Annotated in this window: 19 protein-coding genes; 1 reads left to right on the top strand and 18 read right to left on the bottom strand. The window is 51.1% G+C overall.

The annotated features are described in order from the left end of the window. Window positions 1-47 precede the first annotated feature (47 nt). The 13 genes from ACESZP_RS05685 to ACESZP_RS05625 all read right to left on the bottom strand — a co-directional run bounded on the left by ACESZP_RS05685 (window position 48) and on the right by ACESZP_RS05625 (window position 10932). Window positions 48-1298 carry a hypothetical protein gene (locus tag ACESZP_RS05685; RefSeq protein ID WP_499708300.1) on the bottom strand — a complete coding sequence of 417 codons (1251 nt, stop codon included), beginning with the start codon at window positions 1296-1298 and terminating at the stop codon, window positions 48-50. A gap of 162 nt (window positions 1299-1460) precedes the next feature. Continuing rightward, on the bottom strand, window positions 1461-2732 hold the full coding sequence (purD, locus tag ACESZP_RS05680) for a phosphoribosylamine--glycine ligase (RefSeq protein WP_499708299.1): 1272 nt from the start codon (window positions 2730-2732) through the stop codon (window positions 1461-1463). Between the two features lie 3 nt (window positions 2733-2735). After that, on the bottom strand, window positions 2736-3329 hold the full coding sequence (purN, locus tag ACESZP_RS05675) for a phosphoribosylglycinamide formyltransferase (RefSeq protein ID WP_178038422.1): 594 nt from the start codon (window positions 3327-3329) through the stop codon (window positions 2736-2738). Continuing rightward, a complete protein-coding gene (gene purM / locus ACESZP_RS05670; RefSeq protein ID WP_499708298.1) occupies window positions 3323-4348 on the bottom strand; it encodes a phosphoribosylformylglycinamidine cyclo-ligase in 1026 nt (341 codons plus the stop codon). Before purM ends, purN begins: the two co-directional genes overlap by 7 nt. 131 nt (window positions 4349-4479) lie before the next feature. Beyond that, entirely contained in the window at window positions 4480-4980 is a 501-nt protein-coding gene (gene purE, locus ACESZP_RS05665; RefSeq protein WP_178038424.1) for a 5-(carboxyamino)imidazole ribonucleotide mutase, read from the bottom strand. A 204-nt stretch (window positions 4981-5184) separates the two neighbouring features. Further along, entirely contained in the window at window positions 5185-7236 is a 2052-nt protein-coding gene (locus ACESZP_RS05660) for an aminopeptidase (protein ID WP_499708297.1), read from the bottom strand. A gap of 11 nt (window positions 7237-7247) precedes the next feature. After that, window positions 7248-7559, bottom strand: a complete 312-nt coding sequence (locus ACESZP_RS05655) for a DUF6142 family protein (protein WP_178038425.1) — start codon at window positions 7557-7559, stop codon at window positions 7248-7250. Continuing rightward, complete coding sequence (locus tag ACESZP_RS05650; protein WP_178038426.1) at window positions 7540-8016, bottom strand: VanZ family protein; 477 nt, start codon at window positions 8014-8016, stop codon at window positions 7540-7542. Before ACESZP_RS05650 ends, ACESZP_RS05655 begins: the two co-directional genes overlap by 20 nt. A gap of 17 nt (window positions 8017-8033) precedes the next feature. Next, window positions 8034-8186, bottom strand: coding sequence for a hypothetical protein (locus ACESZP_RS05645; RefSeq protein WP_178038427.1), 153 nt, complete (start codon window positions 8184-8186; stop codon window positions 8034-8036). Between the two features lie 12 nt (window positions 8187-8198). After that, the gene (gene pyrE / locus ACESZP_RS05640; RefSeq protein WP_178038428.1) at window positions 8199-8879 is read right to left on the bottom strand and encodes an orotate phosphoribosyltransferase; all 681 of its coding nucleotides are present in this window, start codon (window positions 8877-8879) and stop codon (window positions 8199-8201) included. 85 nt (window positions 8880-8964) lie between these two features. Continuing rightward, window positions 8965-10107, bottom strand: coding sequence for a site-specific integrase (locus tag ACESZP_RS05635; protein WP_499708296.1), 1143 nt, complete (start codon window positions 10105-10107; stop codon window positions 8965-8967). 115 nt (window positions 10108-10222) lie between these two features. After that, complete coding sequence (locus tag ACESZP_RS05630) at window positions 10223-10411, bottom strand: excisionase (protein WP_178038430.1); 189 nt, start codon at window positions 10409-10411, stop codon at window positions 10223-10225. Between the two features lie 152 nt (window positions 10412-10563). After that, a complete protein-coding gene (locus tag ACESZP_RS05625) occupies window positions 10564-10932 on the bottom strand; it encodes a hypothetical protein (RefSeq protein WP_178038431.1) in 369 nt (122 codons plus the stop codon). Window positions 10933-11042: 110 nt separating this feature from the next. On the opposite strand from ACESZP_RS05625, the gene ACESZP_RS05620 reads away from it, so the two are divergent. Further along, window positions 11043-11243: a helix-turn-helix domain-containing protein gene (locus ACESZP_RS05620; RefSeq protein WP_178038432.1), complete on the top strand. Its 201-nt coding sequence runs from the start codon at window positions 11043-11045 to the stop codon at window positions 11241-11243. 354 nt (window positions 11244-11597) lie between these two features. Here the strand turns inward: ACESZP_RS05620 and ACESZP_RS05615 are convergent, their stop codons facing one another. The 5 genes from ACESZP_RS05615 to ACESZP_RS05595 all read right to left on the bottom strand — a co-directional run bounded on the left by ACESZP_RS05615 (window position 11598) and on the right by ACESZP_RS05595 (window position 17324). Beyond that, window positions 11598-11930: an ATP-binding protein gene (locus tag ACESZP_RS05615; RefSeq protein WP_178038433.1), complete on the bottom strand. Its 333-nt coding sequence runs from the start codon at window positions 11928-11930 to the stop codon at window positions 11598-11600. A 507-nt stretch (window positions 11931-12437) separates the two neighbouring features. Beyond that, window positions 12438-13487: a PilT/PilU family type 4a pilus ATPase gene (locus ACESZP_RS05610; protein WP_178038434.1), complete on the bottom strand. Its 1050-nt coding sequence runs from the start codon at window positions 13485-13487 to the stop codon at window positions 12438-12440. A gap of 1 nt (window position 13488) precedes the next feature. Beyond that, complete coding sequence (locus ACESZP_RS05605) at window positions 13489-15168, bottom strand: GspE/PulE family protein (RefSeq protein WP_499708295.1); 1680 nt, start codon at window positions 15166-15168, stop codon at window positions 13489-13491. Continuing rightward, window positions 15165-15902, bottom strand: a complete 738-nt coding sequence (locus ACESZP_RS05600) for a hypothetical protein (protein ID WP_499708294.1) — start codon at window positions 15900-15902, stop codon at window positions 15165-15167. The genes ACESZP_RS05605 and ACESZP_RS05600 overlap by 4 nt, the downstream gene beginning before the upstream one ends. After that, a complete protein-coding gene (locus ACESZP_RS05595) occupies window positions 15903-17324 on the bottom strand; it encodes a hypothetical protein (RefSeq protein WP_499708293.1) in 1422 nt (473 codons plus the stop codon). Between the last annotated feature and the right edge of the window lie 28 nt (window positions 17325-17352).

The following is a 17352-nucleotide window of genomic DNA, read 5'->3' as shown; positions in this document are numbered from 1 at the left end:
GTCAGGCGGGGTTTTCGCGCCCCGCCTTCTTTTCTTCTGTCATTTCATTATAAATTCAGATCGTCCAGATCCAGGATTTCGATGTCCAGATCGTCGTCCGCGTCTGTCGGCTCTTCTGCTTTCGGTTCTTCGGCCTTCGGTTTCTCCGTCTTCTTCGGCTTTTCCGCCGCCTCGTCCAGGGCGCTCAGATCAATCTTCGGCAGATTGGCCGTCAGGCTCAGATCCTCCTCGTCATAGGCTGCCTTGTCGTACACGGCGTCGTCGTAAGCACTCTCACCGCTGTAATCCTCGTCCTCATCCGCCCATTTTTTCGACTTCTCAGAACGCTTTTTCTTTACATCCTCTACGAAATCATCGAAGTCGTCCTCGTCGTCTTCGTCTTCTTCCTCATCGCGCTTTCTGCGTCCAAAGAGACCACGGCGCTTCTTCGGCTTCTCATCCTCTTCGAACTCGTCGTCCTCTTCCTCGTCCTGCTCCTCACTGTCATCGGAAATGTCGCCGTCGTCCTCATTGTCATCATCCTCGTATTCGTAACCCGCATTGCGGCTCTTTACCGCGAATACGATGGTCAGAATCAGAAGAATGACACTCAAAACGCCCAGGCCAATCATAATGTACAGGCGCTGCTGCAGGCTTTTCGCTGTGGTGGATTTCAGGGTAGTCAGCTCATTTTGCAGAGAAGTCACCAGACCCTGCTGGCTAAACTGTCCCAGATCCTGCTGGAAGGTCTCCTCAGACGGATCGTACCAGTACCAGCCGGTGCTGCCGTCTTCCTTTGCCGCCCAGACCAGATAGAGCTGATCCGTGGCCGTACTCTGATATGCCGTGTAAGTCTGATCCCCCACGCTGACACTGGTCTGCTCCATGGAATCCGCGCCCGTATACGCCTCAGCAGGCTCCTGAATGGTATAAGCTCCTGCGGAAACGCTTCCGGTCTCACCGCCATCGCTTTCCTCCGGCTGCTCCTCACTCTCCGCGGGCTGCTCCTCTGCCGGATCCTCGGTCTCCGACACGCTCAGCAGATCCGAACGAATCCAGCCTGTCTTCTGTGCTCCGTCCAGGGTGAAGCTGATCTGATACCAGGTCTTGCCGCCGCTCTGGGTCTCATCGGTAATGTCTACCATGGTATCGATCGGCAGGGAGCAAACCTTCTGTCCCTCTGCGTCCGCCGTGGCCCGCACCCGGGAGCCGTCCGTGGTAATAGTTCCGGTCCGGGCCGCCTCGCCGGTGATGCCTGTACTGAAAATCAGGACGCCCGCCGCCAGCGCAGCCAGAACTCCTGTGTATCTCTTCTTCATGCTTTTATCCTCCATATATCTTGTGGTTTATAAAATCCCTTATCCTCACAATATTGATCTCATTATAATCGTATTGTAAGGCCTTGTCAAATGACAGATTGTGGCGAAAAAGTGAAAAGACGGGAGCTTTTCCGCTCCCGTCTGCAGCTTTTTATCTCTGTTTTACGCCTCGTCGATGGCCTTACCAATATCACTTCTGCAATAAGCCTTCTCAAATTCCACCAGCTTCACTGCCTCGTACGCGTTGGCACGGGCGGTCTTCAGATCGGAGCCTACGGCTGTGACGCCCAGCACACGACCGCCATTGGTGACGATCTGGCCGTCCACCTTCCTGGTTCCCGCATGGAATACATAGTAACCGTCCTTGCCCTTGAAGCTCTCCAGACCATGAATTGGGAAGCCCTTTTCATAGGCCACGGGGTAGCCGCCGGAAGCCAGTACCACGCAGACTGCCGCATTGTCCTCGAATTCCAGGTCAATCTGATCCAGAGTGCCGTCGATGCAGGCCTCAAAGACGTCCACGATGTCGGTCTTCATTCTCGGCAGAACCACCTGGGTCTCCGGATCGCCAAATCTTGCGTTGTATTCCAGTACCCGCGGTCCCTTCGGGGTCAGCATCAGTCCGAAGAAGATAACGCCCTTGAACTCTCTTCCTTCCGCGCGCATGGCGTCTACGGTCGCCTGGTAAATGTGATCCTTGCAGAACTTATCTACTTCTTCTGTATAAAAGGGACTGGGGGAGAAGGTTCCCATTCCGCCCGTATTCAGTCCCTGATCGCCGTCCAGGGCACGCTTGTGATCCTGAGCGGAGGTCATACACTTGATGGTCTTGCCATCCACGAAGCTTAAGACCGATACCTCGCGTCCGGTCATGAACTCCTCGATGACCATCTGATTGCCCGCGGCGCCAAACTGCTTGTCCAGCATGATGGTCTGCACGCCTGCTTTTGCTTCTTCCAGATTATTACAGATCAGTACGCCTTTTCCCAGAGCCAGACCGTCAGCCTTCAGTACAATGGGGAAATCCGCGGTTTCCAGATAAGCAAGAGCCTTCTCCGGGTCGTCGAAATTCTCATATGCCGCTGTGGGAATGCCGTATTTTTTCATCAGGTCCTTGGAAAATGCCTTGGATCCTTCCAGGATCGCCGCGTTGGCACGGGGTCCGAAGATACGAAGACCTTCCTTCTCAAAGACGTCCACGATGCCGCCTACCAGCGGATCATCCATGCCGACTACAGTTAGATCAATGGCGTTCTCTTTTGCGAAAGCCGCCAGCTTCTCAAATTCCATGGCTCCAATGGGCACGCACTCGGCGTACTCCTCGATACCGGCATTGCCCGGCGCGCAATATATTTTCTCGGCTTTGGGGCTCTGGGCGATCTTCCAGCAAAGCGCATGCTCCCGTCCGCCTGAGCCAACGACTAAAATCTTCATAGGTTATGCCTCCTTATTGGCGAGCATGTCGATAGCCTTCGGCAGCAGAATCCACTCCGCCTCCTCCATGACACGCCGCTGCAGAATCTCCGGTGTATCTCCTTCTTTTACCTCCACGGCCTTCTGTAAAAGGATTGGGCCTGTGTCCGTTCCCTCGTCTACGATATGTACGGTGGCTCCCGTCACCTTGACGCCCCGCTTCAGGGCCTCCTCATGCACCTTCAGACCATAGAAGCCGGTGCCGCAAAAGGACGGAATCAGGGACGGATGGATGTTGATGATGCGTCCCTCGTACGCGTGAATGATTTCCTTCGGAATCACCACCAGGCAGCCTGCCAGAACAATAAGCTCAGCGCCGCAGTCCTTCAGGGCTTTTAAAAGCGCCGCGTTAAATGCTTCCGTGCTTCCGCATGCCTTTCTGGTAATGCAGACCGCCGGAACGCCATGCTTTTTTGCCCTCTCCAGGGCGTAGGCGTTCGGATTATTGCTGATAACGGAGACGATCCTGGCATTACGGATTTTTCCTTCATCTATGGCGTCCAGAATGGCCTGCAGGTTCGTGCCGCCGCCGGATACCAGTACTGCTACCTTTAGCATAAGGTCACTCCTTTTTCGCCCGCAGCGATTTCACCCAGGATGTACGGAGTCTCGCCGGACTCACGGACTGCTGCTACGCACTTGTCCACGTCAGCCGGATCTACGGCCATCACCATACCGATACCCATGTTGAAGGTATTGTACATCATCTGCTCCTCAATGCGGCCATCCTCACGCAGCATGTGGAAGATCGCCGGAACCTCGTAGCTGTCCTTTTTGATCATGGCACGCACGCCCTCCGGCAGCATACGCGGTACGTTCTCGTAGAAACCGCCGCCTGTGATGTGGCTGCAGCCCTTGATGGTCACGCCGGCCTCTTTCACGGTGCGCAGAGCCTTCACATAGATCTTGGTCGGCTCGATGAGGGCCTCGCCCAGGGTTCTGCCCAGGCTCTCAAAGTAAGTATTCAGGTACTCTTCCTTCATAGTAAATACCTTTCTTACCAGAGAGAAGCCGTTGCTGTGTACGCCGGAGGAAGCCATACCCACCAGTACGTCGCCCGGTTTGATGGATGCGCCTGTGATCAGATCCTTCTGATCTACCACGCCTACCGCGAAGCCGGCCAGGTCATACTCGTCTACCGGATAGAAGCCCGGCATCTCAGCGGTCTCGCCGCCGATGAGCGCTGCATTAGACTGACGGCAGCCCTCTGCCACGCCGCTTACGATGGTAGCGATTTTCTCCGGGATATTCTTTCCGCATGCGATATAGTCCAGGAAGAACAGCGGTTCTCCGCCTGCGCAGGCGATATCGTTGACACACATAGCTACGCAGTCGATGCCGACGGTATCATGCTTGTTCATAAGAAATGCCAGCTTCAGCTTGGTTCCCACGCCGTCAGTGCCGGACACCAGCGTCGGCTGCTCCATATTTTTGAATGCTTCCATGGAAAATGCGCCGGAGAAGCCGCCGATACCGGTCAGCACTTCGGGACGCATGGTCCGCTTGATATGCTCCTTCATCAGTTCTACAGACTTGTAACCTGCTTCAATATCTACGCCTGCGTTCTTGTAATCCATTTTATTATCCTCCTAGTATGAGCACTTGGCGAGGTGTTTTCGAGCCTAGTGCGAATCTACACCTGGACACTTAATGAATGCAAGCGGCAAGCGCCGCATGAATTTAGTGACCATGGTGTTTCCTACAGTTTTTAGTAGTTTTTGTATCCTACCTCTTTCAGCCGCGCATCCTTCTTCTCTACCTGCTGTTTCAGATCCTCGGAGTAGGCCTTCAGACGTGCCAGCAGCTCCGGATCAGAGGTTGCCAGAATCTTCGCAGCCAGCAGGCCTGCGTTCACGCCGCCGTTGATAGCCACCGTCGCTACCGGGATGCCGGAAGGCATCTGTACGATGGAGTACAGGGAATCTCTGCCGCCCAGGGATGTGGTGTGCATGGGAATACCAATGACCGGCATCGGGAAAATTGCCGCGCACATGCCCGGAAGATGGGCTGCCATACCTGCGCCCGCGATGATCACCTTGAAGCCCTTCTCCTCCGCGCTCTTCGCATACTCAAAAAATACATCCGGCTCCCGGTGCGCTGAGATAATGGTCATCTCAAACTCCACGCCAAGCTGCTCCAGCACATCCGCCGCCTTCTTCATGATCGGCATATCGGAATCGCTGCCCATCACAATACCTACCTTAGCCATAACTGCGAACCTCCTTCGTTCTTCTGTTCCTAGCGGGAAATAACTTTCCGGCTGAACGGTACTTTGTTTCCAATAAGTATTAATTAGTTTTTCTTATAAATACCTAATTTTCTTTTTGTTTTACTTATAAATCCAGTTTACAGGGTATCACACTCTCTGTCAACACCTAAAACATACAAAATTTCGAAACTGCTTATTTCTTTTCTACATTCCGTCAAACGGCTTATTCAGTTCTTCGGTTCCCGGCAGCACAAACCTTCCCTTCTCAATCAGCGGAATTCTGCTTCCGTCCGGTCTTACCACCCGGATGCAATCCAGCTCGTCATAGGGAATCGTAATATCCGTATGACAGTTGAAATAGGCTTTGGATACATCGGTCTTCCGAAGCAGGGAGCACTCGTTATCCCGGGCAATAATCTCCTTGCCGTCGGGATTGTACACCGGATTGTCCTCGGACCAGGAGTAGCAGGTGTCGCCCACTGCGAAATGGGGACCCATCTTCTCCGCAATCAGAATCGGAAGCTTCGCGCCGATATCATAGCGCTTCGCCACCATATAGGCTGTGGTGTTGGTGCCGATGGCAAATTCGCCCAGGGGCAGAGTCTCATGGTTAAAGAGTACATTCGCTTTCAGGAGCTTCTGATTTTCGGTCTCATCGTCGAAGTTCTTACAGCTGTAGGACGTGATTTTTCCATCTTCAAAACGGATTTCCAAATCCATATATTTCAGTTCATTCAGATAGACCTGGCTCACATGAAGCGTACCGTGGGTACCGGTCAGCTTCGGAGAGGTAAACACCTCGCCCACCGGGATATTCACATCGGCCACACAGTTCTCGAAGATGGCCTCCTTCGCCGGATTCTCCGGTTGCCACAGCTGCACATACATCTCCGTCCGGTTCGCCCCCGCGCCCTTCACATAGACGTACTCGCCCTGGTCCAGGGCGTCGATGAGCTTCTGCTGGATGCCCTGATACAGGTGATAATCCAGGTTGTTGATCTTCACAATTTCCCGGAAAATCTCTTCGTAATTATCGCCAATCTCCGGAATGGGCCAGGCAATAATTGTAAAGCTGCGCTGGTCGCCGGGGATGTAGCGGTTCACCAGCTGGCCTGCCTCACTGTTGTACGTCACCATGATCTCCTGCTGCTTTGCGTCCAGATGCAGGGCCGCCGGACAGCTCTCGGGCATAAACGGATGCTCGCCAAAGATCTCCATGACTGCAGGCCCCGCATGGACTGCCGCCAGATCCTTATACTCCTCGTAGGCGCTGTGCAGCACACTTAAACGCCGCTCGTTCAGTTTCTTATCCAGATAAAGGGCCATGTCCTCCCGGTGATCAAACTCATACTGCTTGGACGGCTTAGAGCTTACATAGCCCGGGCTTCCCTGGGGACGCCGGTTGATACTGTGACGGGCTTCCCGGTAAATGATACTTTCAAGACCCATAGCCTCAAACTGACCGATGGCCGCCTTCACCACCCGCTCAAAGCCCAGGGCATAGCGGATATTAACCGTCTTCTTTTTACTCAGATCGATACCTGCCGCCACGAAGCCCATCCGATAGCCTTCGGTAAAGGTGGACGCCATGGCGTCAATCTCGCTCTGGGACAGTCCGGCCAGAAAGCGGCTGACGCCCAGCTCATTTTCCGTAATGTACTCGCCGAAACGGTACAGATAACGCGGATCACTGAGATCTGCCCCGCGGATAAGCTTCGCCGCGAAATCCAGAGACGGATCCAGCTGCTCCCGAATCCGATCCGGGATAAATACATCGCAGTAATCACTCATATGCCAGTAGAGGATTTCTTTCAGCTTCTCCACGGACGGCGTATCTTCCTCAAAGGCATTATACAGCTCGATAAAAAGCTCGGCGGTGACCGTCATATCGGTCAGACGGCCTTCCACCGCCCAGATGATCATGCCACGCAGCTCCGTGTATACAAAGCTAAGAAGCTGTCCGTAACCCTCGCCAAGCTTTTCCACTGCTCCCGTCGGATTGGCATAGCTTTCCCTGTAAGTCCCGCCTGCCACGTCGCCGTACAGCCGCCGGTTCTGCTCCTGTAATTCAGCCAGACTCAGCCGTTCCGGCTCTCCCTTCTCCACACTCGCCCGGTACGCGTCCATTTCCAATATAAAATCCGCCATTTTCTGAAAATATGCGTAAAATGGAGCCGACACGGTCTTTTCCTGCTTCATTGCCCGTATCCGCTCCATCGCAAGCTCATAGCGCTCTCTGATTTCTTCCATTGCCATCTATACTCCTCCTACATTCCTATCACGCATACCATCGCCCACAGAATAAACAGAAGTCCGTCCACAACCACGCCGATCTGGGAAGAGATCACATAGACGTCCTCTTCCTGAAAGCCCCGAAGCGCCAGTACGAACCCGACGACGCTGGCCAGCATGGCAAATACTCCTAAGAGACTCACGATGCTTCCGGCCTGACCTGACCTCTGATAGGCAAGCGACAGGGACGCTGCCGTCAGAATCAGCGCTGTCCCTCCGCAGGCCACCGAAAGAAGACCCTGTTTTGTATGCTTTTTATCGGTAAATTTATAACTTCTTCTCACCATTTCTCTTTCTCCATATATGCCAGAACCATGCAAACAACAGGTAGCCGATGGCTCCCCCCATGGTATTCAGCAACAGATCATCCACGTCGAAGCAGCCTACCCGCAGGATTAACTGGAAGGTTTCTGCCAGAAGGCTTGCCAGAAACGCCAGGATGATGGTGCGCTCCATTCTCCGCGCAGACGGAAAAAGCAGCGGCACGGCGAATCCGAAAGGAATCACCATGGCTACATTTCCCACAATATTGATCAGCATCGCGGACGTCCCCAGGATGTCCCGGTGCTGCCAGAAACGCCGGATCTCCCGAAACAGCACCAGATTATATCGGTAATCCGGACTGACATCGGTTCTTCCATAGGCCTCTGAAAAAAACATAAAATAGACGACGCACGCCAGATAAATCAGCAGCAGTACGCGCCCTCCCTGCCTCAGTCTGTCTCTGGAATCTCTCTTTTTCATTCTGCCCCGTATCCGTCCTAAAACATGAGATCTGACTTATTCTTCAGAAGTCTTGCGCCGTTGACGATGCAGAGGATTCCTGTTACGATACCGGTTACCAGCATGATAATGCCGACGGCAATAGAGCCTGCGCCGGTCTGGGTCATGGTCTTATATGCTTTTTCGTTCATGCAATTGCCTCCTTATTTTGCGCCGTACTGTTCATAATATGCGTCGATTGCCGCCTTACACGTGTCATCAATGAGAACTCTGCCCTGGCAGGGACGGTTGTAGAGGTGCTCTACCACGTCCGCCATGGTAACAATGGCGTTGGTCTCAAAGCCGTACAGATCCTTTACCTCGTCCAGAGCGCATTTCACACCGCCCTTGCCGACCTCCATGCGGTCCAGGGATACCATCAGACCCACGATCTCCACGTCAGCCGCGCCCTTTACCTTCGGTACGGTTTCCTCCATGGATTTGCCTGAGGTAGTTACGTCCTCGATCATAACGACACGGTCGCCGTCCTTCAGCTTACTTCCCAGAAAGCTTCCCTTGTCCGCGCCGTGATCCTTCTCTTCCTTCCGGTCTGAGCAGTAGCGGACCTCTTTGCCGTACAGATCGCTGTAGGCAATGGCGGTAACCACGCTTAAGGGAATACCCTTATAGGCCGGTCCGAACAGCACGTCGAAGTCGTCGCCGTACTTGTCATGGATGGCCTTCGCGTAATACTGGCCCAGCCGTTTTAACTGGGAGCCGGTCACATAAGCGCCCGCGTTCATAAAAAACGGGGACTTTCTGCCGCTCTTCAACGTAAACTCGCCGAACTTCAGCACGTCCGACTCTACCATAAATTCAATAAATTCTTTCTTATACTGTTCCATTTTATCCAAAAGCCTCCTGTTTTCAAGGGTTTTCTACCCTTCATATTTTTCTGAATTGCTCTACTACACACTTTTTACACACTTTTCATACTGCTGTGTCCATCAGGCTCATTGCATCATAAAGAGTATCCTCCGTCACATGACAGTACAGATCCATTGTTGTCTGTAAGGAACCATGCCCCAGAAGTTTCTGCAAGATCTTCGGCTGCATTCCTCGCTCAATTGCTCTTGTTGCAAATGTATGTCGAAAACAATGCGGTGAAAATCCTTCAAATTCCGGATAGTCTTTTCTAATACGCCTTATCGCCACATCAATACATTCTGCCACGATAAACTGCTGTGTAGGTCGATTATTTTTAGTTACAAATACCAGATCCCTGTATTCCTCCTGTACCTCTGAAGCGTTTTTCAGCAATATCGACTGTCTGCGAATCCACTGCCTTTTTAAAGCCTTTACAGCCTGTTTCGTAAGCGGAATCACCCTTTTGCTGTTATGAGTTTTTGTATCATGCCATTCAAAAACATATTTGCCATCTCTACGAAAATAGCATAGAGAACGCCTGACATAAAGAACGCTTTTATCGTAATCAATTTCTGACCACTTTAATCCCATCAATTCACCTATACGCATTCCAGTTTCCAGTGCCAGTATATACAAATCATAATAAAATGTATCTTTCGTATACTCTAGGAATATTGATGTTTCTCTTATTGTTAAAACCCTTCGTTCTTTCTTTTCTTCCTTAGAAATAACGGTATTAACCATTCTGGCCGAATTTTTTATCAATAAGTCTGCATCTACTGCCTTACTCAGCATATCCACCAGAATCTTTTTTGTCTCTTTTCTCTGATTGTCTGTTCCTAGTTCATTGATTGCCTGCTGTATAATAATCAAATTCAGGGAAGTTAGTTTTCTCCAGCCAAGTGCCTTTTGAACCCGCTTATATTGCCCTGCATAAGTGGCCTTGGTTGATTCTCTGCAATTTTTCTTACAAGTAGCCATCCAGACCTTATACCATTCATCCAGCGTTATTTCTTTCGTCACGACATTCAGAGCTTTTTCATCTTCGTACTGGGCATTTCTGAGTTTCTGTCTTATGTCTTTTAATGTTTTTGCATAAAGCGTTTGTTTTTTACCAAAACGATTTACAAAGCGCCCCTGATACAATCCATCCTTTCGTTGTGAGATACCTTTGCCTAATTCTTTACCATTAAGGGATTTTCCCATTTGTGCCTCCTTCCTAGCAAAAATAGGAAGGATTCCAAATATCCTCCCTATTTTACCATAAATTCTTATGCGTTTCAATCCGTATTACATGGCTTTCCAGTTCTCAGATTTTCCATCATAAAATATGATTCAGCAGCCACGTATCTAATTTTCCACGATGAGCATATAAACGATTACCGATTCTCACTGTGAATCCATTTGCCGGATCATTTAAAAGTTCTCTAGCTTTTGTCTGGCCAATCCCAAGATATTCACAGAACTCCTTTACGTTCAGCAATGCCTTCTCTTTTGCTTTTTCTTCCATACGCACTCCACCTCCTGTTACATCTATTATGTAAACAGTATATTTTTTTTGAGCAATGAATTTTATACCGCAAAAGACGTCTTTCTGCGCGTCTGACACGCACTTTACGATGCAAAAAGGACAACCCCTTAGAGCTGTCCTTTTCTAAGATATTACCCTTTTAATTCTGCTAAAAATGCGTCTAGCGTACATTCTCCCGGGTCATACTTATCAATGTTCATAATCGCTTCTACCAATTCCTCACTGATATCTTCTAAGTAATTTGTAATACATTCTATCTTTTCAAGTTGATTATCTGATAGAATTTTCATTCTATACACATTAAAATACTGTCTATTTTCTTTCAACAACACATCAATCTTTAAAAATATCTTGTCATATATAGTATAAAATGTATCGCTCACTGATCCGCTCTCCACTTTATTACAATACCGATTGACTATGTAATATCCACAACGGTATATCGTAGCTTCTTTATCATTTCTTTTTCCTAAATACTCAAACAATTCAAACCTTTCCATATCATCACATTTCCTCCATAGTATAATTATAGGGTCTGAAAATAGAACCTTTGGTCATACTAATTATAGGGTTAATATTGAGTTATTACAAGACTTAAAGGTAGTATTCTATGATTAAGTATGATAAATTGTGGGTTACAATGAAATCGAAAGGCGTTACACAATATGACCTCACTCAGAAATATAATCTCAGTAAGTCCTTATTACATCGCCTCCGGAATAATGAAGGTATAAGCATGAACTCCATAAACACCTTATGTAATATTCTGGACTGTAACATTGAAGATATTGCTACTCATTACAAAGATTGATGCCATCTTGCAGCTTTACTGTAGGATGGTATTTTTATGTTCAATGCTATTATTCATCGTAGCCCCTAGGGGGTCTACGGCCAGATACGCATTTGTGACGTCACCGTCCAAATACCCTCTGGTTAGGGGAAAATCCCCTAAAACCCCTGGCATAACAAAATGGTGCCATTTTCTGACACCATTTTGTTGTTTTGACACCGCTTTTGGGTGTCATTTTCCGGTTTTGACATTACTTTATGATGCCTCTTTTCGCTCTGTTTTTTCTATTGGCATCACTTTTTGACCCTGCTTTTTCTAAAGAGTGCTACTTTTTGACCCCACTTTCCGGTTTTGACACCATCTATTAGCATCAATTTATTTTTCTCGACTACCTGCTGCATATTGGCCCAAAAGCTTTACAACCTCTGCCCGTGTCTCATCCAGAAGTTCCTTTCGCAACTCTTCTTTCAGTTCTTCTTTCATCAACTCCTGTTCTTCCACTGTCACATATTTCCTTTTTTCTGACTCTTCTTGTTCTGTCAAAGTATCTGCTCCACTGTAATTGATGTAATGCTTCAAAGCTTCTACAATAAATTGATTCTGAGATTTGTAAATATCCCTGTTCAGATTCTTCATCACCTGATAGATTTCGGCCTGTTCCGGATTTTCCAAATTCAACCGCAACGGCGTTCTTACCACAAAGTTCATATTCTCCTCCTTATTCGTTCATTTTATTTACCGCATTATAACTTTTAGTTTCCCAAATAATCATATATGTTTCCTTGTGATTTGTCCTCAGCCTAAAAGGCCGAATTTAAAGTTACTTAAAATAAAAGTCTATGTATTTGTATTTCTACATCTACATAGACTTTTTCTCAGTTAAATATGATATTTGGTATATCCTTCCTACAATCCACTACACACTTTACTACACACTTTTTTTACTACGATGCGATATTTTTCGATAAAATACAATACTTTTAAAGATGCTATGATGTCTAAAAAGCCTTTAAAATCAAGCTTTTCTAAAGAGTAGAGGAATCTTCAAAAACAGATAAGCATAAATTCTATGAATTCTTTCTTATACTGTTCCATTTTATCTTAACCCTCCTAATAATAGCCATATTTCTTTTATCTTAGCACAAAGCCTGCCGCTTCGCAATCCGGCATTTAAAAAATGCTCTCCGGATACCGGAAAGCATTTTCCTGATGCTTTTAGAGATACTGGGCGATCTCCGCCTTGTTATTTGTATAGCTCAGCGCGTCCTCCCGGGTGATATAGCCTTCCCGGACCAGGCGGCCCAGGTCCATATTCAGGGTGTGCATGCCGTTATCGGCGCCTACCTGCATCATGGACGGGATCTGATGGGTCTTGCCCTCGCGGATCAGGTTCAGGATGCTGTCGGTGCTTACAAGAAGCTCTGTGGCGGCGATACGGGTTACGCCTCCGCCACAGGGAATCAGGCACTGGCTGACGATTCCCTTCAAGGTGCCTGCCAGCTGGATGCGCACCTGGTTCTGGCCCTCCGCCGGGCAGGCGTCGATGATACGCTCCACGGTCTGGGCCGCGCCGGTGGTATGCAGGGTGGACAGCACCAGATGACCGGTCTCCGCGGCCAGAAGCGCTGCGGAAATGGTCTCGTAGTCACGCATCTCGCCCACCAGAATCACATCCGGGTCTTCACGGAGCGCGCTTCGAAGGGCTGACGCGAAGCTTCCTACATCCTCGCCCACCTCCCGCTGGTGAATCAGGGAGCGCTTACTCTCATACCGGTACTCGATGGGATCCTCGATGGTAATCACATGTCGATCCAGATTCCGGTTCAGATACTCGATCATGGCCGCCAGGGTGGTGGATTTACCGCTGCCGGTGGGGCCGGTGACCAGAATCAGGCCTCTGGGCTGTTTGGCCATCTCATAAAGGGTGGTGGGCATCTTAAGCTCCTCCAAAGAGGGAATCCGCCCATTCAGCAGTCGTATGGTGGCCGCCAGCTTCTTCTGCTGCCGGAACACATTCACGCGCTGCCGCTCTCCTTCCGGGGTCTCCAGGGAAAAATCCGCATCCTCGCCCGCCTCAAAGGCTGCCCGGTGCCGCTCGCTTAAGAGCGAAAGCAGAAGGGAACGCACCTCCTCCGGCGAGGGCTGCAGCTCTGCCGCCTGAAGCCGTCCATTTACCCGGTACCACATGGGCATTGCCTCGGAAATATGAATGTCGGACGCGCCTTTTTTCCGGGCGTCCCGGATAATCTCACAGATATCTGTCATCTTACTCTCCATAGCTGATTTTCATCAGCTCCTCCGGCGTGGTCACGCCCTCCTTCACCAGAATGAGACCGCTCTCCTTCAGGGTCCGCATATGCTGATGCTCGACAGCATATTTCGTGATCTCCTCGATGGTTTCGTGATCCACGATCATCCGCCGAATCTCATTGTTAACCGGAAGAATTTCATGAACTGCGATTCGTCCGCTGTAGCCTGTATGATTGCAGTGGGAGCAGCCCATGCCCCGGTGAATCTTCTTCACATCCCGGCCCAGAAATAAGCGCTCCTGCTCGGTGGTCTCCATCTCCCTGGCGCAGCTGGGGCAGACCTTCCGAAGCAGTCGCTGGGCCACCAGTCCCACCAGGGAATTGGCCACAAGATAGGTTTCCACGCCCATATCCTGCAGTCGCACGATACTGGACACCGCGTCGTTGGTATGCAGGGTGGAAAGCACCATATGACCGGTGATGGCCGCCCGGACCGAAGTACCGGCAGTCTCGCCGTCACGGGTCTCGCCCACCATGATAATATCCGGGTCCTGACGCATCAGGGCGCGCAGACCCACATCGAAGGTCATACCCGCGGTCACATTGACCTGGGTCTGGTTGATGCCGGGAATATTTTTCTCCACCGGATCCTCGATGGTGGAGATATTCACCTTCCGGCCGGACAGGTAATCCAGCACCATATACAGTGTAGTGGACTTACCGCTTCCGGTGGGGCCGGTAATGTAAATGATACCGTTGGGGTAATTCAGCATGGGTGCGAACTGGTTGTAGCTGAAATCATCCATACCGAAATGATCGGCGTGATCCAGATGGGCCGCCGAAGCCAGAATACGCAGCACCGCTTTCTCGCCGAAGACTGTGGGCAGCACGGACACACGGATGTTGATATTGCCCTCATCCAGCTTTACCCGGAAATGGCCGTCCTGGGGGACACGCTTCTCAGCGATATCCAGATTCGCCAGAATCTTGATACGGGCGATAAGAGGCGCGTGGATGTTCCGGTGAATGGTCACATATTCCATAATGACGCCGTCAATACGCATGCGCACCCGGGTCTCATTTTCAAAGGGCTCGATATGGATATCGCTGGCGCCGGTCTTAATGGCACGCTCCAGAAGGCTGTTTAAGAGGCGGATTATCGGCGCTTCATCGTCGCTGTTCTCCAGATCCTCGATTTCCAGATCGTCCGCCGCCGTGGTGGTAAAGCCCACGTTGGCCTGGCTGGCCGCCTGACGGGCGCTGACCTCCGCGAAATAATAGGAAACCGCTTTTCTTAAGGGTTCCTCCTCTGAGAGGCAGATCTCCAGCTGGCAGCCGGTCTGCTGCCGGACCTCCTCCAGAGCGAAATAGTTCAGCGGGTCATTAACCGCCAGCACCATATGATGCTCCTGGACGCTGATAGGAAGCAGGAGATTCTTTTCCGCAAGTTCTCTGCTTACCATGGCTACGGCCTTCACATCCACCGGCAGCTGGGCCACATCCACGATGCGCAGCTGCAGCCTGCTGGCCAGGGCGTCCAGCACCTTCTCCTCCGTCACGAAGCCCAGTTCACGTAGAATCTGGCCCACGCGCATGTCCCGGTGCTCCTTCTGATAGGCCAGGGCCTGGTTCATCTGCTCATCCGTTACATATCCTTTTTCCTTTAAGACGTCTCCGATTCGTAAGTTTGTATTCACTGTGCCGTCTCCTCTCCTGTACTGGACGCGTCGCCGCAGGTATATACCGCGATGACGCAGCTACAGGTGGTCGTATCCACCGAATCCAGATTTTCATTCAGATAAGTGCCCTCCTGCATGGTGAAGGAACGCACCTGAAGTCCCGGATAATCCACCGCAATATCATTTAAGAAGCTGCGAATCATATCCTCGCTTCCCCGCACGGTCAGGCTCACGTCGGTGATGTGTACGTACTGTGCGTACACCGGCGTCACTGTGTCCGCACTGTCCCCGCTGTCCTCCTCACCGTCCAGCTCCGCTGCGGCTGTGTCCGGATCGGAGTTCTCTGCGGCGTCCGCAGCCACCGCCCGTTCCGACAGGAAATAAGCGTCCGGCACCGCGTCCCGGGTCTCCGCAATACTTAAGGACACCGGGAACAGACTATGGTTCAGCACCACGCCGGTCACCAGCTCATCGATCTCCTGATTTTCCATCAGGCCATAGTACTGATCCTGCGCCGCCTTCAGGGTCTCCTCCTGCTTTGCGATGGTTTCCTCCACCGCAGGTATATTTGCAATAGCGTCCTCCATCTCCTGCTTCTGCGCTGTCTTCGCCTCCAGGGAAGCGCTCAGATCCTCGTGCTTATTCAGTCCCGGGAAAATCAGAAGCTGCATGAAAAGCACCACAATCAGGACGCAGCCCAGTCCCTTTAACAGGACGATATCGCCCGGCTTTAATTCCGTATCCAGCTTCATTTACTGCACCTCCCCGGCATCGGCTGCCGCGAGAACGCAGGACAGCGACAATGTATATTCGTTATCCCCGTAGGAATAACCGGTATAATTTACTTCTTCAAACAGACCCGTGGTCGTAAGACGGCTCACATAGCCCGGGATGTCAATGACCTGACGGCTGACCGCGTTGAAGGTCAGAGTGCCTGTCTCCATGTCCAGTCCCTGAATCTTCACGTCCATATCCCGGCCACTGACGTCCTCGATCTCCCGGATCACGCCTTCCGTCAGATCCGGATAGGTGGCCAGATTATCTTCCATCCGGTTCACCTGGGCAATGGACTGACTTAAGGAAGCGCTGTAATTTTTCCGCTCCTCAGCCTGCCGGTACTGTTCCTGCACCGCAGAGTCCTGCATCCAGCGATCCATTTTCCGGATTCTGGCTGATGTGGCCCCATTCCAGACCGCCACGCCCGCAAACAGCACCAGGCAGACCGCCAATGTCACTGCCGGGGGAACCAGTTCTTTTCCGAAATGGACTTTTCCGACCCCGTCCTTCTTCTGATCCGCAAGCCAGCGGTCATACAGATTGATATTCTTCTTATCGGTAATCATGGCTCCGATACAGGCCAGCCAGTCTCCCGGATTTCCGGGGGCGTCGAAGGGAAGATTTACCTCCAGCGGGCGGACCTCCAGGTTCATGGCACGGATGCCGTCCAGACTTGCCTCGAAATCATCCGGCGCGCAGCCTGTATAGTAAACATCTGTAATGGGCATATCGGCATTCATGGTGGCGTAGAACTGCCGGATACCGGAGATATTCCGGACGATCTCCGTACCGAAATCCAGGGTTCCCCGCTCGCTGAAAATCCGGCTTCTGGTGGAATACTGGTAGACGCCGTCCCGATAGAGCAGGCTGGTCACACTGCTGTCCTCAAAGATCAGATAGATGGCTGTGCGGTTCCGGCACTCCTTCAGCTGGGACATGAGCCTTAAGTAGCCCTCCAGCGGCACAGACACCGCGTCCACCGGGATTCCCAGCTCCCGGGTAATGGCTGTGAGATCGCTTAAGAACTTCTCCGAGGTGCTGCCGCAGCACAGGCTTAAGCCCTGCTTCTTATCCCCCTGCACCACCGAATAGTCAGCGACGCCCTCGCTCTCATTTTCCTGCATGACATTTTTCGCTATCTTCCCAAGCTGCTTTCCTGTGGCGTAGGGAACCTGGGTAATCCGCGCGGAAGAGTAGGAAGCCGGAAGCACCAGCTTCACATGATCCGCATGCAGGCTCTCCAGACAGGTTTCCAGAGCCTTTTTCCACTGCTCCATCGTATTGCCGAAGCCTTCCACCGGAATCCGGTGCGCTTTTGTGATCTTCGGCATGCGTCCGGCTTTCCCCTCCGCCGCAAGGATGCATTCTTCTCTCAGTACAATGACCGCGTCACTCATGATCGTTCTCCTTGTAAATTATTTCCAT

Source organism: Candidatus Dorea massiliensis AP6 (assembly GCF_964245105.1).
In the GTDB taxonomy this organism is placed as follows: Bacteria; Bacillota; Clostridia; order Lachnospirales; family Lachnospiraceae; genus Laedolimicola; species Laedolimicola intestinihominis.
Note: the sequence above shows the minus strand (reverse complement) of the source record. Positions and strands in the feature narration are given on the sequence as shown.